The 24,998-nt window shown below is 40.3% G+C and carries 28 protein-coding genes and 3 pseudogenes; 10 read left to right on the top strand and 21 right to left on the bottom strand.

The genetic code is table 11. The features are described 5' to 3' along the window. The first annotated feature begins 24 nt into the window (after window positions 1-24). Entirely contained in the window at window positions 25-735 is a 711-nt protein-coding gene (locus tag ACKTT2_RS24960) for a diacylglycerol/polyprenol kinase family protein (protein WP_407891569.1), read from the top strand. A gap of 80 nt (window positions 736-815) precedes the next feature. Here the strand turns inward: ACKTT2_RS24960 and ACKTT2_RS24955 are convergent, their stop codons facing one another. Continuing rightward, a complete protein-coding gene (locus tag ACKTT2_RS24955) occupies window positions 816-1,259 on the bottom strand; it encodes a hypothetical protein (RefSeq protein WP_407891567.1) in 444 nt (147 codons plus the stop codon). Between the two features lie 1,172 nt (window positions 1,260-2,431). Then, window positions 2,432-2,665, bottom strand: a complete 234-nt coding sequence (locus tag ACKTT2_RS24950; protein ID WP_407891680.1) for a hypothetical protein — start codon at window positions 2,663-2,665, stop codon at window positions 2,432-2,434. 296 nt (window positions 2,666-2,961) lie between these two features. Here ACKTT2_RS24950 and ACKTT2_RS24945 point away from each other — a divergent pair, with 296 nt between their 5' ends. The 4 genes from ACKTT2_RS24945 (at window position 2,962) to ACKTT2_RS24930 (ending at window position 7,641) form a co-directional block, all read left to right on the top strand. Beyond that, window positions 2,962-4,371: a nicotinate phosphoribosyltransferase gene (locus ACKTT2_RS24945; protein WP_407891565.1), complete on the top strand. Its 1,410-nt coding sequence runs from the start codon at window positions 2,962-2,964 to the stop codon at window positions 4,369-4,371. 80 nt (window positions 4,372-4,451) lie between these two features. Then, a complete protein-coding gene (locus tag ACKTT2_RS24940) occupies window positions 4,452-5,036 on the top strand; it encodes a nicotinate-nucleotide adenylyltransferase (RefSeq protein ID WP_407891563.1) in 585 nt (194 codons plus the stop codon). Window positions 5,037-5,132: 96 nt separating this feature from the next. Continuing rightward, window positions 5,133-5,879, top strand: coding sequence for an NUDIX hydrolase (locus ACKTT2_RS24935; RefSeq protein ID WP_407891561.1), 747 nt, complete (start codon window positions 5,133-5,135; stop codon window positions 5,877-5,879). 28 nt (window positions 5,880-5,907) lie between these two features. Continuing rightward, a complete protein-coding gene (locus ACKTT2_RS24930) occupies window positions 5,908-7,641 on the top strand; it encodes an NAD+ synthase (protein ID WP_407891668.1) in 1,734 nt (577 codons plus the stop codon). Between the two features lie 21 nt (window positions 7,642-7,662). Here the strand turns inward: ACKTT2_RS24930 and ACKTT2_RS24925 are convergent, their stop codons facing one another. After that, entirely contained in the window at window positions 7,663-8,016 is a 354-nt protein-coding gene (locus ACKTT2_RS24925) for a hypothetical protein (protein ID WP_407891559.1), read from the bottom strand. 326 nt (window positions 8,017-8,342) lie between these two features. After that, the gene (locus ACKTT2_RS24920; RefSeq protein WP_407891557.1) at window positions 8,343-8,954 is read right to left on the bottom strand and encodes a Uma2 family endonuclease; all 612 of its coding nucleotides are present in this window, start codon (window positions 8,952-8,954) and stop codon (window positions 8,343-8,345) included. A gap of 388 nt (window positions 8,955-9,342) precedes the next feature. On the opposite strand from ACKTT2_RS24920, the gene ACKTT2_RS24915 reads away from it, so the two are divergent. After that, window positions 9,343-9,903, top strand: coding sequence for a PDDEXK family nuclease (locus tag ACKTT2_RS24915; RefSeq protein WP_407891555.1), 561 nt, complete (start codon window positions 9,343-9,345; stop codon window positions 9,901-9,903). Between the two features lie 24 nt (window positions 9,904-9,927). On the opposite strand, the gene ACKTT2_RS24910 is transcribed toward ACKTT2_RS24915, so the two are convergent. The 15 genes and pseudogenes from ACKTT2_RS24910 to ACKTT2_RS24840 form a co-directional block, all read right to left on the bottom strand. After that, window positions 9,928-10,167 carry a DNA methyltransferase gene (locus ACKTT2_RS24910; protein ID WP_407891553.1) on the bottom strand — a complete coding sequence of 80 codons (240 nt, stop codon included), beginning with the start codon at window positions 10,165-10,167 and terminating at the stop codon, window positions 9,928-9,930. Further along, entirely contained in the window at window positions 10,058-10,615 is a 558-nt protein-coding gene (locus ACKTT2_RS24905) for a hypothetical protein (protein ID WP_407891666.1), read from the bottom strand. The genes ACKTT2_RS24910 and ACKTT2_RS24905 overlap by 110 nt, the downstream gene beginning before the upstream one ends. Window positions 10,616-10,672: 57 nt before the next feature. Beyond that, window positions 10,673-10,909 carry a hypothetical protein gene (locus tag ACKTT2_RS24900; protein ID WP_407891551.1) on the bottom strand — a complete coding sequence of 79 codons (237 nt, stop codon included), beginning with the start codon at window positions 10,907-10,909 and terminating at the stop codon, window positions 10,673-10,675. A gap of 46 nt (window positions 10,910-10,955) precedes the next feature. Then, window positions 10,956-11,627 (bottom strand): hypothetical protein, encoded by a 672-nt coding sequence (locus ACKTT2_RS24895; RefSeq protein WP_407891549.1) that lies wholly within the window; start codon window positions 11,625-11,627, stop codon window positions 10,956-10,958. 382 nt (window positions 11,628-12,009) lie between these two features. Then, window positions 12,010-12,156, bottom strand: a pseudogene (locus tag ACKTT2_RS24890) (ClpX C4-type zinc finger protein); the annotation flags it as partial. After that, a pseudogene (locus ACKTT2_RS24885) lies at window positions 12,151-12,759 on the bottom strand (RNA polymerase sigma factor); the annotation flags it as partial. The pseudogenes ACKTT2_RS24885 and ACKTT2_RS24890, both read right to left, overlap by 6 nt. An 87-nt stretch (window positions 12,760-12,846) precedes the next feature. After that, on the bottom strand, window positions 12,847-13,512 hold the full coding sequence (locus tag ACKTT2_RS24880) for a hypothetical protein (protein WP_407891547.1): 666 nt from the start codon (window positions 13,510-13,512) through the stop codon (window positions 12,847-12,849). 311 nt (window positions 13,513-13,823) lie between these two features. Next, window positions 13,824-14,315: a hypothetical protein gene (locus ACKTT2_RS24875; protein WP_407891545.1), complete on the bottom strand. Its 492-nt coding sequence runs from the start codon at window positions 14,313-14,315 to the stop codon at window positions 13,824-13,826. Between the two features lie 3 nt (window positions 14,316-14,318). After that, entirely contained in the window at window positions 14,319-14,495 is a 177-nt protein-coding gene (locus ACKTT2_RS24870) for a hypothetical protein (RefSeq protein WP_407891543.1), read from the bottom strand. Between the two features lie 180 nt (window positions 14,496-14,675). Beyond that, on the bottom strand, window positions 14,676-15,398 hold the full coding sequence (locus ACKTT2_RS24865) for an ABC transporter ATP-binding protein (protein ID WP_407891541.1): 723 nt from the start codon (window positions 15,396-15,398) through the stop codon (window positions 14,676-14,678). A gap of 26 nt (window positions 15,399-15,424) precedes the next feature. Beyond that, on the bottom strand, window positions 15,425-16,204 hold the full coding sequence (locus ACKTT2_RS24860) for an ABC transporter ATP-binding protein (protein WP_407891664.1): 780 nt from the start codon (window positions 16,202-16,204) through the stop codon (window positions 15,425-15,427). Window positions 16,205-16,221: 17 nt separating this feature from the next. Continuing rightward, window positions 16,222-17,154, bottom strand: coding sequence for a branched-chain amino acid ABC transporter permease (locus tag ACKTT2_RS24855; RefSeq protein WP_407891539.1), 933 nt, complete (start codon window positions 17,152-17,154; stop codon window positions 16,222-16,224). 9 nt (window positions 17,155-17,163) lie between these two features. Next, entirely contained in the window at window positions 17,164-17,400 is a 237-nt protein-coding gene (locus tag ACKTT2_RS24850; RefSeq protein ID WP_407891537.1) for a hypothetical protein, read from the bottom strand. A gap of 18 nt (window positions 17,401-17,418) precedes the next feature. Beyond that, the gene (locus tag ACKTT2_RS24845) at window positions 17,419-18,369 is read right to left on the bottom strand and encodes a branched-chain amino acid ABC transporter permease (RefSeq protein WP_407891535.1); all 951 of its coding nucleotides are present in this window, start codon (window positions 18,367-18,369) and stop codon (window positions 17,419-17,421) included. A gap of 88 nt (window positions 18,370-18,457) precedes the next feature. After that, window positions 18,458-19,708, bottom strand: coding sequence for an ABC transporter substrate-binding protein (locus tag ACKTT2_RS24840; protein WP_407891533.1), 1,251 nt, complete (start codon window positions 19,706-19,708; stop codon window positions 18,458-18,460). Between the two features lie 374 nt (window positions 19,709-20,082). Between ACKTT2_RS24840 and rsmG the strand changes: the two genes are divergently transcribed. After that, window positions 20,083-20,976 (top strand): 16S rRNA (guanine(527)-N(7))-methyltransferase RsmG, encoded by an 894-nt coding sequence (rsmG, locus tag ACKTT2_RS24835; protein WP_407891531.1) that lies wholly within the window; start codon window positions 20,083-20,085, stop codon window positions 20,974-20,976. A gap of 159 nt (window positions 20,977-21,135) precedes the next feature. Then, entirely contained in the window at window positions 21,136-21,405 is a 270-nt protein-coding gene (locus ACKTT2_RS24830; RefSeq protein ID WP_407891529.1) for an AAA family ATPase, read from the top strand. 480 nt (window positions 21,406-21,885) lie between these two features. On the opposite strand, the gene ACKTT2_RS24825 is transcribed toward ACKTT2_RS24830, so the two are convergent. Both ACKTT2_RS24825 and ACKTT2_RS24820 read right to left on the bottom strand, forming a co-directional pair. Then, window positions 21,886-22,629, bottom strand: a complete 744-nt coding sequence (locus tag ACKTT2_RS24825) for a superoxide dismutase (protein WP_407891662.1) — start codon at window positions 22,627-22,629, stop codon at window positions 21,886-21,888. Between the two features lie 33 nt (window positions 22,630-22,662). After that, a complete protein-coding gene (locus ACKTT2_RS24820) occupies window positions 22,663-23,844 on the bottom strand; it encodes an aldo/keto reductase (RefSeq protein ID WP_407891527.1) in 1,182 nt (393 codons plus the stop codon). A gap of 325 nt (window positions 23,845-24,169) precedes the next feature. On the opposite strand from ACKTT2_RS24820, the gene ACKTT2_RS24815 reads away from it, so the two are divergent. Then, entirely contained in the window at window positions 24,170-24,406 is a 237-nt protein-coding gene (locus ACKTT2_RS24815) for a hypothetical protein (RefSeq protein WP_407891525.1), read from the top strand. A 419-nt stretch (window positions 24,407-24,825) separates the two neighbouring features. Further along, a pseudogene (locus tag ACKTT2_RS24810) lies at window positions 24,826-24,998 on the top strand (photosystem II q(b) protein); the annotation flags it as partial.

The raw sequence follows: 24,998 nt of genomic DNA, 5'->3' as shown, positions 1-24,998 counted from the left end.
TAAAGTTTTTATCTTGTTTTATCTTTGCTAAATTCATTACCTAGTTTAGAATCCGTACCTCCTGTTTACTTACAGATTGCCATTGCGTCAATTTGGGTATTCTTCATACTCGGAATTGCGTGGCAAGTCAATCGTCTTGATAACAAAGACCCTGAAGTTGTCAGAAAGATCGTACATATTGGCACTGGAAACATAATTTTAGTTGCTTGGTTGTTAAGTATTCCAGCCAGTGTAGGCATTACCGCTTCGATTGTAGCGAGTACAGCCACGCTGTTGTCTTACCGATTTCCCATTCTCCCCGGTATTGATAGCGTTGGACGCAAAAGTCTCGGAACTTTTTTCTATTCTGCCAGTATTGGTATTCTCATAGCTTGCTTCTGGTCAATACAGCAGCCCCACTATGCTGTGTTAGGAGTTTTAGTCATGACATGGGGTGATGGACTAGCAGCACTTGTTGGTCAGCGATTTGGTAAGCACAAATACACAGTTTTTGGAAAACAGAAAAGCTTGGAAGGATCTCTCACAGTGACTGCTGTTAGCTATTTGCTCAGCAGTTCAATTTTACTAAGCGTACAGGGTAATATCTGGCAAACTTGGTTGGTTTCTTTGGTAGTTGCCCTAGTAGCAACTGGCTTGGAAGTTTTTTCAATGTTTGGAATTGATAATGTTACAGTTCCTTTAGGTAGCGCTGCAGTAGCTTTCTTTTTAAATAATTGGTTAATGGTTAGTGGTTAGTAGGGGCGCAAAGCCTTGCGCCCGTACAATGGTTAGTTGTTTTCACCCCTAACCCCTAACCCCTAACCCCTAAACCCTAATCAATACCGATAAAAATTCTCGTGACGTGGAATTCCGTGACGATAGCCCTTACGTGGATGCACTCTATAGTGATGATAGTGGTAGTGATAGACTTTTCGAGGGTAATGAACGGGGCGGTGATGGTAGACAGGACAAGGACAACGACGGTAGTTTCTGTGATGACGCCCTCTGTAATGCCGAACTCTTCGGTAACGAGTTTTATGACAGTGGTAATGTTTGGCTTGTATGAGTTCTCCTGATTCTAATTTGTCTTCTGCTGATAAATATTTTTGTGCTTCAGGTGAGAGGAGATTCATCACCTTTGTGTCAACCTCTGTTTGAAAAGGCTGTGACTGGTTTTTAATCCTTCTATTTGTTTGCGCTGTGGCTGTTTCAAACCCCAAACAACTCAGCAATATTAAGGTACTGACGGCAAACCGCAAATAACTGTTTTTGGACAACATTCTTTCGGTGCTCCTAGTTTTGTTTTCCCTACCTGTCTTCTGGGAATTCCTTTTACAAGGTTTTGGCTGAAGCTATCCTTTTTATTTGATTGAAGAGAAAGCAAAGCCTATAAAAATGGGTTATCATGCATGACAGACAAGGGAGAGTTATTAGCGATCGCAACTCTCTTTTTGCCGGATTCTTTATTATTTGTTAATGTTTGCATTCTCGTCTAAAAATAAAATCAAACCTCTGCAATATTGCTAACAAAGATAAATAGCAACGTGTATTTTTCAATACAAATAAAATCTAACTGTATTTATAAACTGACATATAGTCATGGTTTTTACTGTTGACACTAATTGGTTGACTCCCAGAACCCCGACTTCTTAAAGAAATCGGGGTTCTCACCCAGTTTATGTTGTGTTCAAAGCTTCCTTCCAAATACTGTTTTTCTTTAATATTAAAAATTCTTCAATTAGAAGGAGTTTTTAATTAATGGAAAAATAGAGACTATTACTTATGTTTAAAACAGAGCGTAAAAATCCAAAGAACGAGAGAAGACGCTTGGATCAAAGTCATACATAAAGACAGATTAAGACAGAAGAACTACTCGATTAATTTTAAAGATTAAATATAGCAATATAATGCATAAAAAATAACTTTATATTCGGCAAAAATTCAAATGAACTTTTTTAATAATTCTATGCCGCCTTTGCGTCGTAAGCAAGCTACCTTAGACAACTATCATTTACATGGTTTTCGGCCAGTTAGTTGGTAAATATGCGATATACAAAATATGTTCAAATTTTTATACTCGTTTAGACCAATCTTTTATACTTTGGTGTTTTGCGATAAGCGAAGCTTAACGGTTAGTTGATAGTAGGGTAGCAAGTAGTAGCAAGTAGGTAGGACTAAAGCCCACCACTTTTATCATTTTGCACTTACTCTGTCTAGAAACTCTCCGGAAGTAGCAAGTAGCAAGTAGGGTAGGCATTGCCCACCAATAGATAAAAGTGGTGGGCATTGCCCACCCTACAGTAGTTCAAAAGTTTCACAAATCATTTATGATTCCTATAGTTGATAGTAGTTAGTTGGTAACAGGGTAGCAAGGCCGCCGTATCCGTACAAATTAGTAAACACGCTTATACAGAAATTAACAGTTATCAAAAAAACAACTAACCACTAACCCTTACCACCTATTGTCTGTTTTTTGGTTATAGGGATCGCCTGTAAAAGGCTGTACGCCAATGTTTGGATAGGCATCATTAGTAGGAGTAAAAATCCGCATTGCTGCTTCGGAAACAAACTGAGTGAAATTAGCAAGCATCTTAGAGATAGCCATAATACCAATACTCCCTTGTTTGTAATTGCTTGAATTGTTATATTTTTCTAGTTTAGTCAACAATTCTTTCTTGTCTCTCATGAGAAATATATTTATACTATCCGCAACAATAAGAGACAGATATTTGCAATAGTTAAGCTGAGAAAAGAGCAGTACTAAGGGGAAAAGACTAGTTTTTCTGACTTTCATGCTCTCTTACTTTTCTTTATTACCACATACAACTATTAAAAAAGGTTAAATAATAGATTAAGATAATAATATGCACGACGTAGAAATACGGATTTTGGGCATTTTCAAGAAAACACAATCTGGTAGTTGACAATATTTATGGTAAAAACTACCATAAATCATAAGCTTTCTTCCAAGAGCGTTATGCCATGACCAGTTTCCCAGTATTGAACTATGCATCTACAGACAGCCAGAAGCAGCATTTGGAAAATCAAGAGTTAACGTTTTCATCTCTTGACTACAGTTTGCTGACAGACCTTTACCAATTGACGATGGCAGCTTGTTACACCGGAGAAGGTGTAGAGCAACGGCGGGCAAGTTTTGAGTTGTTCGTCAGACGTTTGCCAAAAAATTTTGGTTATTTAATTGCAATGGGTTTGGCACAAGCTTTAGAATATTTGGAAAATTTTCGCTTTAGCGCTTCTCAAATAGAAGCTTTACAAGCGACGGGAATTTTTACACATGCACCCACTCGCTTTTGGTCAATTCTCGGTGAAGAACGTTTTACAGGAGATGTTTGGGCAGTACCTGAAGGAACAGCCGTATTTGCCCACGAACCACTGTTGCGAGTAGAAGCACCTCTCTGGCAAGCTCAGTTGGTGGAAACCTACTTGTTAAACACTCTGAATTATCAAAGTTTAATTGCTACACGGGCAGCAAGATTGCGCGATGTAGCATCTGAGAATGCGACACTGTTGGAATTTGGCACAAGAAGGGCATTTAGTCCCCAAGCTTCTTTATGGGCAGCACGTGCGGCTTTAGCTGGAGGTTTGGATGCGACATCAAATGTGTTAGCAGCGCTGCAACTGGGGCAAAAGCCCAGTGGTACAATGGCTCATTCGTTAGTTATGGCATTGTCAGCAATGGAAGGTAACGAAGAACAAGCTTTTACCGCATTTCACCGTTATTTTCCAGGTGCGCCGTTGTTAATTGATACCTATGATTCAATAGCTGCTGCCCGTCGTTTGGCGGAAAAGGTTAATGCTGGGGAAATGGAATTATCTGGAGTCAGGATAGACTCAGGAGATTTGGCATCCCTCTCAAAACAAATGAGGTCGTTGCTTCCTGGAGTATCGATTTTTGCCAGTGGGGACTTGGATGAGTGGGAAATAGCAAAATTAAAAGCTGCAGGTGCTGAGATTGATGGTTATGGTTTGGGAACACGTTTAGTGACAGGTTCTTCCGTAAACGGAGTCTACAAACTGGTGGAAATAGATGGTATCCCAGTGATGAAACAATCAACTGGCAAAGGAACTTATCCAGGGCGCAAGCAGATTCTTCGTACTTTCAAAAGAGGTAAGGCGATCGCTGATAAGTTGGGACTGGTTACAGAAAATTATTTGGAGGCACAACCTCTACTGGAGCTCTTTATGAAAGAAGGTCAAAGAGTGCGATCGCTTGAAAGCATAGCACAAATTCGGCAGCGAACCACTGCTGCTGTCGCCAGTTTACCAGAAGAGGCCAGGCAAATAGATAACCCCGTATCAGTACACGTAGATATTTCTCCCGCCCTAGAAGAACTGACACAACAAACCAGAAAATCAATCAGTGACCAGTAACCAGTGACCAGTGACCAGTAATCACCTGACCAATGACCACTAACTAATAACCACTAACTACTAACTACTAACTACTAACCATGAGAATCGCATTATTTGGTACGAGTGCCGATCCACCAACAGCAGGACATCAAGCTATTATCAGATGGTTATCTAATAAATACGATTGGGTAGCAGTTTGGGCTGCAGACAATCCATTTAAATCCCATCAAACAAGATTAGAGCATCGAGTGGCAATGATGCATTTGTTAATTAAAGATATAGATGCGCCACAAGACAATATAGGATTGGAACAGCAATTAAGTAGTTTGAGAACGCTAGAAACATTAGAAAAGGCAAAAGCTCGTTGGGGAGAAGAATCGGAGTTTACGTTAGTAATAGGTTCGGATTTACTACCTCAACTGCCAAGATGGTACCGAATAGAAGAGTTATTACAGCAAGTACAACTTCTAGTCGTACCACGTCCGGGATTCATTGTAGAAGAATCTAGCGTACATACCGTACAAAAACTAGGAGGAAAAATCGAGTTTGCCAACTTTATCGGTCCAGATGTTTCTTCAACTGCATATCGAGAAAGTGGCGATAGCGAAGCCCTCACACCTTTAGTAGTTGACTACATTCATAAGGAGCATTTGTATAAATGGTCATTGGTCATTGGTCATTAGTCATTGGTTATTAATTTTTTACAAATGACAAACGACCAATGACAAAGGACAAACAACAAATGACAAAGGACAAATGACAAAGAATAATTGATTCTTATGCCGGGACGCAGCCAAAGAAAGTTTGTTGCTCCACTCAACCAACCTCCTCTAGCAGATTTTAAGGTTGGTGTGGATAATGTTATTTTTTCTGTAGATACTGCCCAAAACCGCCTGCTTGTTTTATTAGTGATGAGACAGCAGGAGCCATTTTTGAATCATTGGAGTCTTCCCGGTACTTTGGTGCGTCAAGGCGAGTCTTTGGAAGATGCAGCATATCGCATTTTGTCAGAGAAAATTAGGGCAAAAAATCTCTATTTAGAGCAGTTGTATACCTTTGGAGGACCGGAACGCGACCCCAGGGAAGCTAGTGATAGTTATGGCGTGCGTTACCTATCGGTAAGTTATTTTGCTCTCGTGCGATTTGAGGAAGCAGAATTAATTGCCGATCGCATGACGGGAATCGCTTGGTATCCTGTAAAGCAGGTGCCACAATTGGCTTTTGACCATAACGAAATTTTGGCTTACGGACATAGGCGTTTGCGAAATAAGTTGGAGTACAGCCCAGTGGCTTTTGAAGTTTTGCCGGAAATGTTTACTTTGAATGATTTATATCAGTTATATACTACGGTTTTGGGGGAAAACTTTTCTGATTATTCTAATTTCCGCGCTCGCCTGTTGAAGTTGGGTTTTTTATGCGATACAGGAATTAAGGTGTCGCGAGGGGCTGGTCGTCCAGCAAGTTTATATCGGTTTGATGCTGAAGCTTTTGCTCCATTTAAAGATAAACCTTTAGTTTTTATTTAATGAATCTTTAACAACATTGAAAATTCATATGAAAATTGCGATCGCTCAACTTAATCCTATTATTGGTGATTTACCCGGTAATGCAAAAGGGATTCTGGAAATGGCAAAAAAAGCCGCAAGTGTTGGTGTCCGTCTGCTATTAACTCCAGAACTTTCGTTATGTGGTTACCCTCCTAGAGATTTATTGCTGAATCCTAGTTTTCTACAGGCAATGAACTTTAACTTGCAACAATTAGCCAGAGATTTACCGCCAGAAATTGCTGTTTTAGTAGGAACTGTTGATGAGAATATCAAAGCACATAGCAATGGTGGTAAAACATTATTTAATAGTATTGCTTTGCTGGAAAAAGGTAAAGTACAGCATATTTTCCACAAACGCCTTTTGCCTACTTATGATGTCTTTGACGAAAACCGATATTTTGAACCGGGATTACAAGCAAATTATTTTTCTTTAGATGATATTAATATCGGCGTTACTATTTGCGAAGATTTGTGGAATGATGAAGAATTTTGGGGCAAACGCAGTTACACCACCAATCCAATTGCTGACTTAGCGATTTTAGGTGTGGATTTAGTGGTGAATTTGTCGGCTTCTCCCTACAGTGTTGGGAAACAGAAATTTCGAGAAGAAATGCTTCAGCATGGTGCCGTGCGCTATCAGCAACCCCTTATCTACGCCAATCAGGTTGGAGGAAATGACGATTTAATTTTTGATGGCAGAAGTTTTGCCATCAATCGTCAAGGTGAAATGGCATGCCGTGCTTTGGGTTTTGAGAAAGACTTGGTTGTGGTGGAATTTGATAAGGTGCAGAGAGATTTGCAAGTCGCTTCCATTGCACCAAGATATGAGTCTGAAGATGAGGAAATTTGGCACGCTTTGGTTTTAGGATTGCGGGATTACGTGCGTAAGTGCGGCTTTTCTAAAGTGGTGCTGGGTTTGAGCGGCGGTATAGATTCTTCATTGGTTGCTGCTGTTGCGACTGCAGCACTCGGTCAAGAAAATGTCCTCGGTGTTCTTTTGCCTTCACCTTATAGTTCGGATCATTCTATCGGTGATGCTTTGGCATTGGCGAATAATTTGGGGATTAAAACTCAGATTTTACCAATAGGAACGTTGATGGAAGGTTATGACAATACTTTAGCCGAGTTGTTTGCAGGAACGGAGTTTGGATTGGCAGAGGAGAATCTTCAATCTCGAATTCGAGGTAATTTATTGATGGCAATTTCTAACAAATTCGGTCATCTCCTCTTATCGACTGGTAATAAATCAGAAGTTGCGGTTGGTTACTGCACTCTTTATGGGGATATGAATGGTGGATTGGCAGTTATTGCTGATGTTCCTAAAACTCGCATTTATTCAATTTGTCGGTGGTTGAACGATCGGGCGCGCTTCAGTGAGAAGTTGGGATTGGGGAAAATACCTTCCAATTCCCAATCGGTAATTCCAGAAAACGTCTTGAGTAAACCACCTAGTGCGGAACTTAAACCCGGTCAAGTTGACCAGGATTCTCTTCCGCCCTACGATGTTTTGGATGATATCTTAGAACGTTTGATTCATTCCCACCAATCCCCCGCACAAATTGTTTCTGTAGGTCACGATCCGGGAATTGTAGATAGAGTTATCGATTTGGTTGCGCGTGCAGAATTTAAGAGAAGGCAAGCACCTCCAGGGTTAAAGATTACTGACCGCGCTTTTGGCACTGGTTGGCGAATGCCTATTGCAAGTAAATGGGTAGGTATGAAATATAGTTCCCAAGCTTAATAGGGATGGTTGGCAAGACTGCTATAATCTTCTTCTATCTTGGTATTCATCCCTGTCATCGCGATCGCGACTCGTTATACGGTAATCATTTCTATCTTCATCATCTCTGTCGCGTTCGCCTTTGGCGTAAGCCGTCCCCGGCTTATCGCTCCTACGATCTTTCCCTTCCTCTAAATTCCAATCCTTGGACTTTTGATAAAGCTCAGATAAACCTCCTAAGCTTTCTACAGCACATTCGAGAGCGTCAAAATATCCCAAAACAGCTTCGGCATTATCCGGAGAAGTTCTCCAATCCAAGATTTCATCAGCTCTATCTTGTAAGCGATCGATCAACTCAATTTGGCGATTCAGCAGATTTTCTATCCGATAATCCATTGTAGTTACCTCAGTATTATGAGTTATTAATTAAGAACAATTCCTATTAGACCATCGGGTATGTAGCGCAAGAAGGAATGCTCTTGAATTTTCCAAGCACCTATTATAAGCTTTGGAGGAATTTTCAAATACTGTAAATCTACTCAGAGAAACTTTCAGCAATTGCTCATCGGAGTTTCTAAGATACATAAAAGTAGGGTGGGCATTGCCCAACACCACTCCTCTCAACGCACATCAAGACGCGCAAGAGGGCGGCTCCTCTAAAGTACTTAGAATTTTTCATAAATGATTTAGAATCACTATGTTTTACTCGTAACAATTAATTTCTAAACGCTTAAAATTTGCTCGACAGTTAAATGTAACTCCGGAAAAGTAGGGGAGATAATTCGCTCGCTACCTCTATAGGCAGTAGGCTGGTAAATTCCTTTATCATCTAATTGGTAAACAAAAACAGTGGGAACTTTGGGTTTTCCCAGATAAACTCTGCTACCAATAGCTAGGTAGTCTACAATCCAGTACTCAAAAATCCCTAGACGTTGATACTCATCTAACTTATCAATGTAATCATCTTCCCAGTTTGTTGATACAACTTCCACAACAACTTGCAATGGTTCGCGTAGTGCGGAGTAAGCAGCACGATTATTACGCCATATATCCAAACTGATTACACTGACATCAGGAAAGCGTCCTTGCTCCTGACCATCCTTAGTTAGAGTTGCGATCGCGATCCTACCAGACACCTTATAGTTCAAGCTTAAACGGTCAACTTCTTTATCTAATTGTTTTGCTAAAAAATCTGCTACATCATCATGCTGTCTAGTTGCTTGAACTCTCACAATCTCTCCATTTACTAACTCAAAACGACCATCTTCAGGATACTGCTCGAGGAATTGCTCAAAGATGAGTTGTTGCTTCTGGTATATTGGGATAATAGTCATGCTTTTGCCTATCTAATTCATCTAACTGACCTATTGTGGTACTTTATAAGTTTAGTTATAAACACTCCTATAATAACTACATTGTATATATAGGTATCATAAATATAGCGCTTTTCAATTGGGTGCAATACATAAAAAAGTTTTGAACCGCAACCTGTAGCGGACGAACGCAGATAAATTTGTACTTCATTCAAGTGAGAATCGCTATAATTTATGAAACTTTCTAAGTACTGTAGGTAGGGCTATGCCGCACATATGATACTACTAGTGGGCAATGCCCACCCTACGTGTATTTCAAAAATTAATTACGAGATATATACCAAATAAAAATCAAAAAACGAATATTTCTAAACTGTGAAAATTGTGCAAGAAGTATCCTTAATTAGTTGTGGTAACTTTGAGGAGTCTCAACAATGGTCTACCATCCAAGGAGGAAATTCGCCGAGCTATTCAGTTAATTGTTTGGCCTCCTGGCACTTCAAACTTCACGATTAATCCAACACCCCATGGGAATGGAGTTAAGCCTATTAAAAATGCTTGTATGGCTGTGCTTAAGCAAACTTTTGGTTGGCAATTGGAAACAAAAATAACGTATGCAACTAAATCACCTGGACGAGTTGATGCAACAAAAGCTTTAAACGGACACCTTTTTACCCTTGAATGGGAAACTGGTAATATTTCATCAAGTCACCGTGCAATCAATGAACTAGTTCTTGGTCTCTTGCGGGGTGTGTTTTTAGGTTCAGCTTTAGTGCTTCCTAGTAGGAAACTTTACCCTTATCTTACTGACAGAGTAGGAAATTATGAGGAATTAGAACCTTACTTTGATGTATGGCGAGCAGTGAACATTAATGAAGGATTCCTTGCTGTGTTTGTAGTTGAACATGATGCTCAAGACAGCAATATAGCAAGAATCACAAAGGGAACAGATGGTCGTGCTCTAATCTAGAACTTCACTCAAATTATTTAACTTTTATGAAAATAAATCTAGTTGTCTGGAATTATTTTGCAACGTTTTTACTTTTTTCCTCCCTCTAGCTGATTCCCATTCATCAAGTTTCCCATTTGCTAAATCTCCAAGTCGCTTCACTGCTGGTTCAACATCACCAATTTCTGTACCTAGCCAATATCGATGCAACTTCTCTGCTGCATAGAATGTAGTCCCAGAACCTCCAAAGGGATCGATAACTATTTGTCCTGGGTTTGATGCCATAGCAATGATACGTTCTAGCATGCGGAGGAGCTAATTCATTCGCACCCCTTGTTTTATACTGGCGATGTCGTACTGGTGGAATATCGCTCCATATTTCCTCAAGTTCTGTCCAAAAAGTTTCTTCAGTGCTGTAGCCTGATGTATCTTCCCACACATCTTCAGGCATATCCCAAATATCCATCAAATTGATGCCTTGAGGATTTAGCTTTTTACGGTGTCCGCCGTAATCTCGAATTTCTCCTCCACAATGTCGGCAAACTTGAATGGGTGTATATACTTTATTAAAAACAGTGGGTTCTCCTTTTGTATAGTAAAGCAATCCATAATGAGCAGGAGACATTCGCTTGCCACGAGGAAAAGCTTTAGGCATTCTACAGGCAATCCAGTGGCGAAAAAGCATACCTTTTTGGTTGAGGTACGCACCATACTCAATACACCATTTAGGCAAGTTAAAAATAAATAAGCTACCTCCTGGCGTCAAAACACGAATGCTTTCACTCAGCCACTATTTTGACCATTCAAGGTATTCCTCAGATTTCATCTGGTCGTTCACACTTTTGCCGTAATCCTTACCTAAGTTGAAAGGTGGGTCGGCAAATACGAGATCGACACACGTATCAGGAAGAGCATTTAAAAACTTGAGACAATCGCCTTGGTAGAGAATGCCATAATCGCTTTGATAAGCCTCAATTAAGTTCTGATAAGTAGCAGTCAAAGGCGATATAAGGCGAACAGAAGACATTGAAGGGTTTTTCTTTTACTAGGCTGTCACTCAATTCTAATCAATATCAAGCCACAGCGAAAAGTACTTGTTGGAATTGCTCTGCTAGCAACAACACTGCTTCTTCAATGACTTTACGTCGCGGTTTCCCATTTTCTTCGCTGAGTTTTTCTACAATTGCGCCTGCTTTCTCTGAAATTCTGGGGGGCTGATATTCTCTACCATTACCCACATATCTCCATGGTGTTGGCTCTTTCTTTGGTTGCTTATCTTTGTATTTCTTGGTTTCAACCTGAATATCTTTCTTAGAAACCTCCTGAGTACAAGCTTTCTCCAGCATCGATTGAATAACCTCAACTGGCGTCCGACCCGTGGCTAATTTGTAGAGTGCTGATGAAGTAAGGTTGCGATTGATTTGTTCGAGTTGTTTTGTGCTGAAGCTTCCAAGTATTGGGGCTAGCTTCAATAACTGGTTGGCAATGCCCGATATCCATCCGAGAGAATTGGCAAGAGCTTCTTCATATTGCTTGGGCTTGAGTTTATCTTTGAGGAAAAGCAATAATTGCCCAATTTTGGCGGCTCCAAGTAATAAAGATGGGTTTGTGTAAGTAATTTCACTGATAACTTCCTTTATCAGGTCTTTACCCGGTTGCGCTAATTGACGAATGAGATATTGAACTTCCCCAGCAAATGTTTCAGAAAAATTCGCAGCAGGAGCTGTTTCGGGCGCTTTAGTCATGCTAAGATCGTCTCCAGAATTAATGTTTAATGTTTATTTTTTGAGGAAGTGCTCTTGCAGTTAACATGAGCGCTTCCTCTTTCACTCATAATACAACAATCCGGAAATTTTTCTTGTAAAATTTTCTAGAGAAATTTAGATTTTCTCGGAGAAAAAACAGGAATTTTACACCTTTGACATAAGCGCGATAAGCGAAGCTTAACGGCTACACTGCCGTATCGCAACTCTTTCAGAAGAGGTGGGGTTTTAATTCATGGTATGGGAAAATTAGGCAAAAGTACCATTGCTGCAAGTCGATGCAAATTCAGTCCTTCAACTTGCCTGAATCCATCAATTTTTCAACTTGCTCCTCAGTTAAGGGAGACGGAGGAATTTTTCCTCTAATAATTTGATTACAAATATCTACACAACTATTGCAGATGAATACACCTGCTGGACCCGCAATAAGAAGCTCAACTTGTTCTGAGGTTTTGCGACAAAATGAACAACTAAGTTCTGGCTTGGTTTGGACAGAAGCGTTGTCGGTCATAGTTTTAATTTCCTGGAGTGACTTAGGTTGAATTCGATCTTGAAGGAGCGATAATTGCTCTCGGAGTTGATGACGAGATTTGTGTAAGCGTCCTTTTACTGCACTGACTGAAATATTTAAGCGATTGGCTACTTCTTGTAGGCTGAAATCCTCATGGTAAAATAGTAGAATTACTGAGCGATTCTTCGGAGATAGAGTATCAACTGCTTTTAGTAATGCTGTGTGAAGTTCTTCCTGTTCTACCACTACTTGAGGATCGGGTAAACTTCCAGAGATTGGTAGCGGTTCCTCCACTAAATTCCCTACCATTGCCTCTAGAGAAAAACAGATGACCTTACGACGACGCAATTCGTTCCGGCAAATATTGAGAACAATGCCGTATAGCCAACTCTTAAAGCATGTTGGGTCGTTAAGTTTCTCTAGTGAGAGATAGGCTTGCAGCATTGCTTCTTGTACAAGCTCTTGAGCCAAATCCTCATTACCAACCGCTCGTGTAGCAAGGCGTTGTGCCATGGGTTGATAACGCAACACAAGTTGACCGAATGCAGCTTTATTTCCCTGTCGTGACAGAAAAACTAACTCCGGAGCGCTTTGTTCGGACACGTCTTCCTCGCTAAACAACTCTACTAATTAATAGTGGTAAAGTGAAGAGAAAAGGTTACTTTAGTCAAAAAAGACATGACATCGGAATTAAGCTACAGTGAGTACTTCTTGAAATTGTGCTAGCAACACAACCGCTTCTTCAATAACAAAACGTCGCGGTTTCCCATCTTGTTCGCTGAGTTTTTCTACAATTGCGCCTGCTTTTTCAGAGATTCTGGGGGGCTGATATTCTCTACCATTACCCACATATCTCCATGATGTTGGCTCTTTTTTCGGTTGATTCTCTTTATGTTTCTTGGTTTCAACTTGAATATCTTTCTTAGACACCTCTTGGGTGCAGGCTTTTTCCAGCATGGACTGAATCACTTCTCCTGGCGTCCGACCTGTAGCCAATTTGTAGAGTGCTGATGAAGTAAGGTTGCGATTGATTTGTTCGAGTTGTTTTGTGGTAAAGCTTCCAAGTATCGGGGCTAGCTTCAATAACTGGTTGGCAATGCCCGATATCCATCCGAGAGAATCGACTAGAGCTTCTTCATATTGCTTGGGCTTGAGTTTATCTTTGAGGAATAACAATAGTTGCCCAATTTTAGCGGCTCCAAGTAATAAAGATGGGTTTGTGTAAGTAATTTCGCCAATGACTTCTTTTATCAGGTCTTTACCCGGTTGCGCTAATTGACGAATGAGATATTGAACTTCCCCAGCAAATGTTTCAGAAAAATTCGCAGCAGGAGCTGCTTCGGGCGCTTTAGTCATGCTAAGATCGTCTCCAGAATTAGTTTTAAATTATTTCTTTTCGAGGAAGTGCTCTTGTCGTGAACATGAGCGCTTCCTCTTTCACTCATAATACAACAATCCGGAAATTTTTCTTGTAAAATTTTCTAGAGGATTTTAAATTTTTTCGGAGAAAAAACAGGAACTTTACACCTAAAATATGCGGGAGCTTAGTAGCCGGGAGACCATGCTACAAAAAATGGGGCAGCCTTAATAACAACTTGACAATTTGTATTAAAGCACGATCCAACCTCTCAAGGGTCTAGTCAAAAACGATATATATGAAATCGGAATCAAGCCACCGCGAAAAGTACTTGCTGGAATTTCTCTGCTAGCAACAACACCGCTTCTTCAATGACTTTACGTCGCGGCGTTTCGTTTTGTTCGCTGAGTTGTTCCACAATCAAGCCTGCTTTTTCAGAGATTCTGGGGGGCTGATATTCTCTACCATTACCCACATATCTCCATGACGTTGGCTCTTTCTTCGGTTGCTTCTCTTTGTGTTTCTTGGTTTCAACTTGAATATCTTTCTTAGACACCTCTTGGGTGCAGGCTTTTTCCAGCATGGACTGAATCACTTCTACTGGCGTCCGACCTGTAGCCAATTTGTAGAGTGCTGATGAAGTGAGGTTGCGATTGATTTGTTCGAGTTGTTTTGTGGTAAAGCTTCCAAGTATCGGGGCTAGCTTCAACAACTGGTTGGCAATGCCCGATATCCATCTGAGAGAATCGACTAGAGCTTCTTCATATTGCTTGGGCTTGAGTTTATCTTTGAGGAATAACAATAGTTACCCAATTTTAGCGGCTCCAAGTAATAAAGATGGGTTTGTGTAAGTAATTTCGCCAATGACTTCTTTTATCAGGTCTTTACCCGGTTGCGCTAATTGACGAATGAGATATTGAACTTCCCCGGCAAATGTTTCAGAAAAATTCCCAGCAAGAGCTGTTTCTGATGCTTTAGTCATGCTAAGATCGCTCCAGATATAAGATTAGTTTATTTTTTTTAGAGGAAGTGCTCTTGTCGTGAACATGAGCGCTTCCTTTTTCACTCATAATACAACAATCCGGAAATTTTTCTTGTAATATTTTCTATAGGGTATTAGATTTTCTCAGAGAAAAAACTGAGATCTGCAAGTCAATCCAACTTATCCTAAATAAGCCTTTCTAACTCGCTCATCAGTTATCAATTCCGATGCTCGACCTGATAGAGTGATGCAACCAGCTTCCAAAACATAACCGCGATTTGCAATTTGTAAAGCGAGGTTGGCATTTTGTTCGACTAACAAAATCGTCACGCCCGTAGCACGTAAATTTTCAATAATGCTAAAAATTTCTCTGACTATAGCAGGTGCTAAACCCAAACTAGGTTCATCCAAAAGCAAAAGCTTGGGTCTACTCATCAAAGCACGGGCTATAGCTAACATTTGTTGTTCCCCCCCACTTAAAGTTCCCGCTAATTGATTGCGCCTTTGTGATAAACGGGGAAATAGATCGAATTGTTGCTGAATGTCTGCTTTAATTTCTGCACGATCGCTTCTAATATAAGCACCCAATAACAAATTATCATATACAGTTTGTCGTGCTAATACCCTCCGTCCTTCAGGAGAGTGAGCAATACCGAGTTGCACAACTTCATGAGGCTGACGGCGAGTAATATTGCGCCCGTTATAAAGAATCTCACCACGACGAGGATTAACCACCTTAGATATAGCGCGGAGAGTCGTTGTTTTCCCAGCACCATTAGCACCTATAAGAGTCACAACCTCCCCACTATTAATAAACAAATTAATATTCTCTAAAGCTTGAATACCTCCATAATTCACATAAAGGTCTTTAATCTCCAAAATCCTCAAATTATCAGCGTTCATCTGCGTTAAGGTTGCGGTTAATATATTTATTCATTCCCCAAATATGCTTCAATCACAGCCGGATTGTTTCTGACAACAGATGGCTCGCCCAAAGCAATGAGTTGACCAAAATCCAAAACAGCAATGCGATCGCACAAACCCATAACCAAGGGTACATGATGCTCAATCAAAACGATGGTTAAGTCAAAGCTGGCGCGTAAGTTGCGGATAAACTCACTCAATTGGTGCTTTTCACTAGGATTCATACCTGCAGCCGGTTCGTCTAAAAGTAACACCTGTGGTTCTAAAGCAAGAGCGCGGGCGATTTCCAAACGCCTTTGGTCGCCATAGGAAAAGTTTTTCGCTTTTTCATCCAAGCGATCGCTTAAACCAACCAGCCTTAATAATTCTACCGCTCTTCGCTTGCTGTTTTGTTCTTCTTTAGGAGCAGGAGGCAATCCCAAAACTCCCTGGATCGTACTACTCTTGGTATGCAAATGCCGTGCTATGATGACATTCTCTAAAGCTGAGAGTTCGCCAAACAAGCGTATATTTTGAAACGTCCGTGCAATCCCCAAACCAGCAATTTGATGGGGACGCAATTGAGAAATATTTTTATCTTGATAAACCAATTGACCGCTAGACGGTGTAATCAAGCCTGTAATTAAATTGAATAGTGTAGTCTTTCCAGCACCATTAGGTCCGATGAGTCCAAAAATTTCATATTTATTTACATGAAAAGATACATTATTGACTGCTACCAAACCCCCAAAACGGCGAGTTAAGTTTTTAGCCTCTAATAAAGATAATTCCGAATTTTTTGTCATTTCTCCCCGATCGCTGGTCACTGGTCACTGGTCACTGATTTTCGGCGCTTCTTAAATATATCTGGAGTCACCAGACCTTGTGGAAAAAAGATAGTTCCAATGACAATCAACAGACCAAAAATAATTAACCTGCCATCTCGCAATAATTGTGCTAACCATGAAGGTAAACCGCCTGTATCTGCCATTGCTCTTAACACCTCAGGTAAAGCTGTGAATACCATACCTCCGACTACTGAACCTAAAAAAGTTCTAGAACCACCAATTAACACAAAAGTGAGGTAATTAATACTCGTATCAAAAGTCCCTTGACGTGAATTCCAGGTGTTGAGAACGTGAGCACTCATAGCACCAACAACTCCCGCAAGAATACATCCTAGAGTGAATGCCAGTACTTTGTAGTACGTCGAATTTATACCCATTGCACCCGCAGCTAATTCATCTTCACGAATAGCTAAGAATGCTCTCCCAACTTTGATACGTTCTAAACGATAAATCAGTACCATACTCACAATAAGTAATGGTAGTGCAATCCGTAAGTATTCAATGGGTTCGGAGAAGGGTTGAGGGATACCAAAAATACCTACAGCCCCACCTGTTATATCTAAATTTAGGGCTAAGACTCGCAGAACTTCGACAAAAGCAATAGTCGCGATCGCTAAATAAATCCCCCGCAACCGCAACGCTGGAACTCCTACCACCACTCCCAGTAAACCAGAAACGATACCTGCTATCAGCATTTCCAGCAATAGCAATGGAATGGGAAAAACTCCAGTAGTAGAAAAAACAGTTGTAGAGAGAATAGCAGCAATGTACCCACCCAAAGCATAAAAGCCAGGACTCGCCAGAGATAATTGTCCAGCCATCAGAGGTAAGTACAGAGATAGCCCTAGAAGCGCCCCCAGTACCATAGAGACAATAAGAGCTCCGTAAGTCGCGAAAAATTCGGTCATAAAGTGTTGTCACCTGTAATGTAGTTGTAAGCTACCGGTGCAGCCTTTCATAGACGCAATTTCCTGTTTAGCTTTTCGAGCAGCAGCTACAAGTTGCTCTTGAGTTTTTTGAAATGTAGCATCCCATTGCACCTCATCTGTTAAATCTTCAATATACTCGCGAAGATGTTCAACAATTTGGTTTTGTAAGTCTTCAGGTAATGATTCCATCATTTTGACTATGATGGTAATCGCTGTAGAGGACATATTTCAACTTTCCATAAACTAAACTTTCTGAATAAACCGACGACCCAGTAAACCTTGGGGTCGCACTAACAGCATAATAAACAAAATGCCAAAAGCAACGGCATCTTTATAACCAGAATACTCTCCAGGGACAAACGCTTCTACTAATCCGATCGCTAAACCTCCCAACACTGCACCAGGTATGCTACCCAAACCACCCAACACAATTACCGATAAACCCCTCAACCCAAAAGCAAGTCCAAAGTAGGGTCCAGCAATGCTAACACTTGTAGCTACTAGAGTTCCCGCTACTCCCGCAATAAAACTGCTAATGAAAAATGTCAGTATGATGTAGCGATCGCTGTTTATGCCTAATAAACTTGAGGTTGTTGGGTCTTCCGCGATCGCCTGCATTGCCTTGCCGTACTTTGTGTTACCAATAAAATAAGTCAGAATTGTCACAACTGTCATAGAGATGGCAAAAATCACCAACTGAACGGTACGAATAGGAATCGGGTTTTCTGGCGTACCAAAGTTAATAGCGGCGGGTAAATTACCGTAAGTATTTCCTGGAAAAGTATAACTTTCTGCACCAACTAAATACTGTATTAAGTTAACAATAACGACTGCTACACCCAAGCTAGAAACAACCGTTAGCAATGGATCGGAACCTCGTTGTCGTAAAGGGAGAAAGGCTATGCGTTCAATTGCCACACCAATCAGCCCAGCAAAAATACTTCCTGCGATCGTGGCGACAGGGAAGGGTAATTGTATTGGCAGAGTTGCATTAGCTAGAACACCATTAAATCCGAAAGTACCACCCATGAGTGCATACGTAAAATATGCACCCAAGGTAAAAACCGCACCATGAGCTAAATTAATGATGCCTAAAATAGAGTAAACCAGAGTGTATCCCAAGGCAAAAATAGCGTAGGCGCTACCAATAGATAACCCATTCAGAAATTGTTGTAAAAATAGACTTATGTTCATCTTTTAGGGCTATGGGTATGGTACTGGGGACTAGGTACTAGGTACTGGGTAAAATCTTCCCAATCGCCAATCGCCAATCCCTTGATAACTACTTCAAAATTGCAAATTTCCCTTTCTTTGCATTTTTATCCATCGTAATTCGAGCAACATAGAATTCTTTTTGAATCACCTCACCTACAGGAGTAAAAGCAATGTCACCTAGAGGCGTACTGTACTTTCCTGATAGTAACTCTTTATTTAGTTGGGTACGCAATTGAGGCAAGGGTAATGTACTAATTTTTGATTTTTTATCCAAAGACTTCAGAGCTTCAACGTACACTTGCACGGCTGCGAAAGCTTGACCGCTAAACTGGGGTGGTTCTTCATTATACTGCTTTAAATAAGCAGCACGAAATTCCTTATTAACTTCTCCAGAGTATTCAGGGCTGTATGCTTGAGCAATAATTACGCCTTCACAAAATAATTGACATACCGCAAAGACTTTTCCCGTATTCAAACCATTTCCAGCAATAATTAAACCTTTATAACCCAATTCCCTCAATTGTCGGATTAAATTCCCTCCATCAGCAGCCAAACCCGAAATAATAACTAAATCTGGTTTTAAATTAATCGTATTAGTGGCTTGGGCTTGAAAGTCGGTATCAGTTGTTTGAAATTTTTGAACGGTGAGGATTTCTAATCCTTGGTCTTTAACTGTTTTCTGAAAAATCTCTGTTTCTGATTTACTAAAAACATCATTTTGTGCGAAAAAGACTGCTACTTTCTTAATGTTAGGATTTTGTTTAAGAGCAGCCTTTACTGAATTAGGAGCAACAATAGAAACAGGCGCTGATACACGTGCGACATAATCACCTATTTCTGGAACTCCTTTTGCAGTATTTGATGCTCCAATCACTGGAACTTTAGATTTTTCAGCAAATGGATCGGCTGCAAAAGCTTGCTGTGACAAAGTGGGACCGACAATGCCAACCACTTTATTTTTGTTAATTAAAGTTTGAAAAGCGTTAATAGCCCCTGCTTCATCACCACTAGTATCTTGGAACACTAGTTTAATTGGAGTGCCATTAACACCGCCTTTATCATTAAAATATTTCTCGGCAATTTTTGCACCAGCAACACCTTCTTGACCTAGCAAAGCGACATTACTAGTTTGTGCAAAAGCAATACCGATGGGAATTCCACTAGATAAGTTTGTCGTTGCAGCTGTATTAGTTGTAGAACTAGTACTGGTATTACCGTTAGTTCCCGTATTGGTGCTATTGGTTGGACTGCTACCGCACGCTGTTAGCAGCAAAGCGCAAGTGGCGAATAATGCAGTTGTTAAAGTAGTTTTTTTCATGGTCGAACAAAGCAGGGTTCTGTGTATGCTTGATAAACTCAAGGAAGAGACTTGAGATATGAGCCAAGGAATTAAAATATTAAGCAGTTGTCAGGGTTAATGCAAGATGCTATTGTAAAAAATTCGTAGCATTTTCACTAAAAAATGTAACTTAAGATACTGCTTTAAGCTGTTACGTATTGAATTTACATATTTGGCATGAAGGCTGTTAGTAGTTAGTGGTTATTGGTTAGTGGTGAAATGCTAAGTGACTACATTCCATAGTCACTAACTACTAACCGATAACAGTCCTCATGAAAAATCTGCAACTTCTACGCGCAGTCTTCCTATACAGTCCTTGGCATAGCAAAAGTTTATCGGCAAACCATTAAATTGTGAATAACTTGAATCCGCCTTTTTTACCTGATATGGTAAATATCTGGCAGCAAACCATGAATTGGACTCCCACAGTCCAACAGCAAGAGCTGTTTCAAAAGCTTTACGAGTTAATTTTATCCGGGAACAGCCAGCAAAATTTGACCCGCATTACCGATCCTCAAGAGTTTTGGGAAAAGCATCTTTGGGATTCTTTACGGGGAATTGCTTTTTTGCTTTCAGGACAAACACAAGAAAACACGGGGGACAAAGAAGAACTTACACCCTCATCTCCCCCAATACCCATCGCCCCTTATCCCCAGAGGGGACCCCGAGTTCCCCAATCCCCAATACTCAATCCCCAATACTCAATCCCCAATCCCCAATACCCAATCCCCAATACCCAATCCCCCACATTCATCGACATTGGAACCGGTGCTGGTTTTCCAGGTATCCCAGTAGCCATGACTGTTGCTCATAGCACTGTAACTCTTCTGGATTCCACTCGGAAAAAAATTGCTTTTCTTGATAAAGTAAAAAACGAGCTTCACCTGAGCAACATTAACACGGTGACTGGTAGAGCAGAAGAGATTAGCCATCAAAACCAACACCGACAAAAGTATGATGTTGCTCTCATCCGTGCTGTCGGAACAGCTTCTGTCTGCGCTGAATATACCTTACCGTTGTTGAAACAGGGCGGGCTAGCCATCATTTACCGGGGTAATTGGACGGAAGATGAAGCAAAATCTTTAGAAAATGCTGTTCAACAATTAGGTGGCACAATTGAATCAGTCGAAGAATTTACAACTCCCCTCACTCACAGCATTCGTCACTGTCTTTACTTACGTAAAGTAGCAACTACACCATCTCAGTTTCCTCGTGCTGTTGGTGTCCCTACGCAAAAACCTCTTTGAGCATGGAAAGTCACATCCCCAACTTCTTGAAGAAGTCGGGGATCTAGGCACAGAAATTGTTACAAATTAAATATGATTTTTATATACAATTTATAAGACGTTAACGAAAAAATACGCTTCTAATAACAATTAGCCATCTACAAACTGACTTCCATCGTCATGAATCAACCCCTTCTTCGCTTTCTAGCTACCCAAAATTATAAAAATTTATCTTTAGATAGAGGAGTTAATCTCACAAATCTCAATGTATTTATCGGTTCTAACGGCTCGGGTAAAAGTAACTTTATCAATTGCTTAAAACTTTTAAAAGATAGCCTAATTAATATTCCTGATGAAAGTCGGGGTATCAGTAGTTTTGAGAATGCAGTTACCCAAATTGGTGGTAATAGAATTTTAGATGGCACTGTAGCTAGTCCTGCTGTTCACTGATTGTTTGGAGAATATTCTTTGTTTTTCTTCAAAAGATGAAACCCATTTCTCTATTAAAACACTCTCCAAAGAAATGCTCGCTTCAAAGCTTGAAGAAGGATGGTAATTAGGTGATTTATATCGTGTTGGCGATCCCAGTATTGGAGGATGGCCGTGGTAATATGGGTTTTTGCAGGCGGTGGAGAAGCGGAAGTTAGAGGATTAATTCCTTTTTAGGCACTTATTGAGTCAAGTGTTTTAGATGAGTTCGATCGCAGCGTAACACGCTTTTCTAAAGGGTTACACACTCCTTTACTATTATTGCAAATACAGCTAAATGAAGTTCAACAAAGATGCCCTCTATTTCGCGAACTTTACAATTATCTTAATAATTTTTGTCAAAATCTTTAAATTCTCAAATGCTAGGAAAAAAGTTGAAAACGTAAGTGGGGAACTTGAGTTCCCCTTTGGGGATGACGAGCAATGAGGATTGTCAGTCCCCTACTGCCTTTTACTGGATGCTGCAAACCGCTTATTAATCTCATCCCAGTTCAGAACATTCCACCATGCGTTTAAATAATCAGCACGACGATTCTGATACTTCAGGTAATATGCGTGTTCCCACACGTCATTACCCATAATTGGGTAGTTACCTTCACTTATAGGATTATCTTGGTAGGGTGTCGTCATAACAGCTAGTTTGCCATCTTTATTGCGAACGAGCCAAACCCAACCACTGCCAAATCGACCCCCACCTGCTTCATTAAATTGCTTTTTGAAACTTGCGAAACTGCCAAAATTTTCTGTAATGGCAGATGCGATCGCACCTGTGGGTTCTCCACCACCTTTTGGCTTCATGATTCTCCAAAACATTGCATGATTCACATGACCGCCTCCATTATTGCGTACTATTGTACGAATATCTTCTGGTACATTATTCATGTTGCGGAGCAGATCTTCAACGCTTTTCCCTTTGAGTTCTGGATGTTTGTTTAATGCTGCATTCAAATTCTTTACATAAGTCGCATGGTGTTTATCGTGATGAAACTGCATTGTTTTTGCATCGATATGAGGCTCCAACGCATTGTACGCATAGGGTAGTGGTGGTAGTTGAATAGCACCTGATGTATTAGAACTGGGTTGGTTTCTTGTGGGAGCCTGTTGTGCAAAAGCACCAGCATCTAGCGCCAAAACCCCAGCACCAGCTCCTAGCAAGAACAAGAAATGACGACGATTAACAGTCATATTCATAATTCATAATTCATAATTCATAATTTATCAGCTTTGTGACAATCGCTGTCTTGCTTCACCTGCCAACATCTGATGTGCTTCTATTAAAAAGCGAGGAATTTTCTCTGCATGAGGACTGAGACGGAGACATTCCCGCAAGTCTAATTGAGGGATTTTATCTGCTTGACGACCAGGAAACCAATGACTTCCATTGCCAAGCAGGTTGTAACGCATTTTGGCATATTCCACCATATCGTATGCCACAGCCAAATTTCTCAACCACAAAATTGTTGGAATATTTACATGACCTGGGGTTTTCTCATATGTTGGTAAATTAATATGCCAAGTTTTGACCCAATCCTCTCCCAAAATCGCTATTGCTTCTTCTTCCAACCTAGCCAAAATAGGTGGCAAAATTTCCGATGCATTGTCTAGTAAATCTAATGTTTTTAAGTGTTCGTCAAAATCTTGCGGTTTGGCTGCACCCACGCTTAATGTATGAACTTGGGAATAGCTTAAACAAAATAAATCGTTAAAAACCATTGGGCTTAAGGGCTGACAAAGTTCTACGAGTTTTTGTGGTGGTTTGTATAACATTCCTCCTTTATCCGATGGGCTAATGATAAATACTCCCATATCGAGGCGGGTAGCAGCCTCAATAGCAGTCCAGTTAACTTGATTAATATAATACCAATGCAAATTGACGTAATCAAACTGGTTGGTATTTATTGCTTCGATAATAATATCTATTGCGCCATGTGTAGAAAAACCAACAAATTTTACTTTTCCCTCTGCTTGAAGTTTATGCACGTACTCCAAGCAACCACCAGGACGAATAGTGTAATTCAATAACTCTGTATTGTTAATACCGTGTATTCCTAATAAATCAACGTAGTCTAAACGAAGATTTTTGAGTGATTTTTCAAAATCTCGTTGAAATTCCTTAACATTAGCTTTAGGGATAATTTTAGTTTGGACGATCGCGCGATCGCGCTCAAAAGTTGGCAAAATTTTTCCCAACTGCATTTCAGAACTACCATAACCACGAGCGGTTTCGATATGATTAATTCCCAATTCTAGTGCCCGTCGAATCGTTGCTTCTAGATTTTCCTGGCGAGCGCGGGGAATTTGCCACTGTGGGACATCTTGCCATTTGTACTGATATCTCATGCCACCGCAGGAAAAAACTGGCATTTTTAATTCTGTGCGCCCAAATCGTCTGTAAAGCATTATTAGAAGTTAAATTTTAGATTTTGGATTTTGGATTTTTAGTTGTATCTTAGGACGTTAGTCCACATTAAATTATGTCCGCATACAGAACGGATTGCATTTCTGTGCATACCATAAAGCGACAAAAAATACAATATATTAGCTCAAAAAATAAGTATTTGTACTATCTTGACTTATCTGTAAGAAAGCAGTAAGACCATGACAGTACAAAGGAAATGAGCTTGAATTAGGCAATGTACCCGGAAATTTATCTGAGTATTGCGTAAAATGAAACGTTCTGTGTGAAGTCTCGGTTAGTTCCACTAAAAAATCTCCGGAGGTATCAATGCCACATCACATCAGCACCCAGCCAACCACAAATGTAAATACTTATTCTAAGGGCGCTGCTGATGCCTATACTCTCAATCTTATAGGCTTTTTTATTATTTCTTTACCCATAGTTTTATTATTGGGAATGACAACTTATAAAAGATATCGTACTGTTGTTCTTCGTCGGCGAAGAGTCTTTCTAGAAAAAATGTGGTTAATCGATGCTAAAGACAATACCTATAGACAGGATTAAATTTTAATATCTTGTTTCCTCTCGTTCCCAGGTACAGCCTGGGAATGCATTCCTCGGAAACTCCGTCATATTGCTTGTTGAAATAGAAATTTCTTGCAGAATATCCCCTAAGTTTGATGATATGAGGATTAACTCAGCATATGCTTTTGGAAAAACCGTAGTAGGTAGGGCTATGCCGCACAAAACGCAAATGGTAGGCAATGTCCACCCAATGGTGTAATAAAGTATTTTGCACTGAGTGCTTAGCCTATTCTGCGGGTATAATTTGATGCATAAGAAAATATTATATTAGCTATAAGAAAGATTAATAACATTTTAATAGTTCAAATTCAGTAAATTCATGTACAGTCAGAATAATACAGGAAAAAAGTATTCCTGTATTGCAATTAGTTAAGCAATTTAAGCACTCATAACAAATTATGACCACAACTGTACAGCGTCGCGAAAGCGGAAACGTATGGGAGAGGTTCTGTAACTGGATCGTTTCCACCGAAAACCGTCTTTATGTAGGCTGGTTTGGCGTGTTGATGATTCCTACCCTCCTCGCCGCTACCATTTGCTTCATCATCGCATTCATCGCTGCTCCTCCCGT

The sequence above is a fragment of the Scytonema hankhaensis NUACC26 genome (genome assembly GCF_045865695.1).
Taxonomy (GTDB): domain Bacteria; phylum Cyanobacteriota; class Cyanobacteriia; order Cyanobacteriales; family Nostocaceae; genus Scytonema.
The sequence above is the reverse complement of the archived record's forward strand: the minus strand, read 5'-3'. Positions and strand labels throughout refer to the sequence as shown.

What these genes read in the sequence shown, in the direction of transcription:
- ACKTT2_RS24825 (WP_407891662.1), bottom strand. Translation starts at nt 22,629, where the DNA reads ATGACTGTTAATCGTCGTCATTTCTTGTTCTTGCTAGGAGCTGGTGCT.
- ACKTT2_RS24920 (WP_407891557.1), bottom strand. Translation starts at nt 8,954, where the DNA reads ATGACTATTATCCCAATATACCAGAAGCAACAACTCATCTTTGAGCAA.
- ACKTT2_RS24955 (WP_407891567.1), bottom strand. Translation starts at nt 1,259, where the DNA reads ATGTTGTCCAAAAACAGTTATTTGCGGTTTGCCGTCAGTACCTTAATA.
- ACKTT2_RS24815 (WP_407891525.1), top strand. Translation starts at nt 24,170, where the DNA reads ATGCCACATCACATCAGCACCCAGCCAACCACAAATGTAAATACTTAT.
- ACKTT2_RS24870 (WP_407891543.1), bottom strand. Translation starts at nt 14,495, where the DNA reads ATGACTAAAGCATCAGAAACAGCTCTTGCTGGGAATTTTTCTGAAACA.
- ACKTT2_RS24850 (WP_407891537.1), bottom strand. Translation starts at nt 17,400, where the DNA reads ATGTCCTCTACAGCGATTACCATCATAGTCAAAATGATGGAATCATTA.
- ACKTT2_RS24855 (WP_407891539.1), bottom strand. Translation starts at nt 17,154, where the DNA reads ATGACCGAATTTTTCGCGACTTACGGAGCTCTTATTGTCTCTATGGTA.
- ACKTT2_RS24880 (WP_407891547.1), bottom strand. Translation starts at nt 13,512, where the DNA reads ATGACTAAAGCGCCCGAAGCAGCTCCTGCTGCGAATTTTTCTGAAACA.
- ACKTT2_RS24940 (WP_407891563.1), top strand. Translation starts at nt 4,452, where the DNA reads ATGAGAATCGCATTATTTGGTACGAGTGCCGATCCACCAACAGCAGGA.
- ACKTT2_RS24930 (WP_407891668.1), top strand. Translation starts at nt 5,908, where the DNA reads ATGAAAATTGCGATCGCTCAACTTAATCCTATTATTGGTGATTTACCC.
- ACKTT2_RS24925 (WP_407891559.1), bottom strand. Translation starts at nt 8,016, where the DNA reads ATGGATTATCGGATAGAAAATCTGCTGAATCGCCAAATTGAGTTGATC.
- ACKTT2_RS24945 (WP_407891565.1), top strand. Translation starts at nt 2,962, where the DNA reads ATGACCAGTTTCCCAGTATTGAACTATGCATCTACAGACAGCCAGAAG.
- ACKTT2_RS24900 (WP_407891551.1), bottom strand. Translation starts at nt 10,909, where the DNA reads ATGTCTTCTGTTCGCCTTATATCGCCTTTGACTGCTACTTATCAGAAC.
- ACKTT2_RS24865 (WP_407891541.1), bottom strand. Translation starts at nt 15,398, where the DNA reads ATGAACGCTGATAATTTGAGGATTTTGGAGATTAAAGACCTTTATGTG.
- ACKTT2_RS24860 (WP_407891664.1), bottom strand. Translation starts at nt 16,204, where the DNA reads ATGACAAAAAATTCGGAATTATCTTTATTAGAGGCTAAAAACTTAACT.
- ACKTT2_RS24895 (WP_407891549.1), bottom strand. Translation starts at nt 11,627, where the DNA reads ATGACTAAAGCGCCCGAAACAGCTCCTGCTGCGAATTTTTCTGAAACA.
- ACKTT2_RS24935 (WP_407891561.1), top strand. Translation starts at nt 5,133, where the DNA reads ATGCCGGGACGCAGCCAAAGAAAGTTTGTTGCTCCACTCAACCAACCT.
- ACKTT2_RS24840 (WP_407891533.1), bottom strand. Translation starts at nt 19,708, where the DNA reads ATGAAAAAAACTACTTTAACAACTGCATTATTCGCCACTTGCGCTTTG.
- ACKTT2_RS24950 (WP_407891680.1), bottom strand. Translation starts at nt 2,665, where the DNA reads ATGAGAGACAAGAAAGAATTGTTGACTAAACTAGAAAAATATAACAAT.
- ACKTT2_RS24845 (WP_407891535.1), bottom strand. Translation starts at nt 18,369, where the DNA reads ATGAACATAAGTCTATTTTTACAACAATTTCTGAATGGGTTATCTATT.
- ACKTT2_RS24910 (WP_407891553.1), bottom strand. Translation starts at nt 10,167, where the DNA reads ATGGCATCAAACCCAGGACAAATAGTTATCGATCCCTTTGGAGGTTCT.
- ACKTT2_RS24820 (WP_407891527.1), bottom strand. Translation starts at nt 23,844, where the DNA reads ATGCTTTACAGACGATTTGGGCGCACAGAATTAAAAATGCCAGTTTTT.
- ACKTT2_RS24830 (WP_407891529.1), top strand. Translation starts at nt 21,136, where the DNA reads ATGAATCAACCCCTTCTTCGCTTTCTAGCTACCCAAAATTATAAAAAT.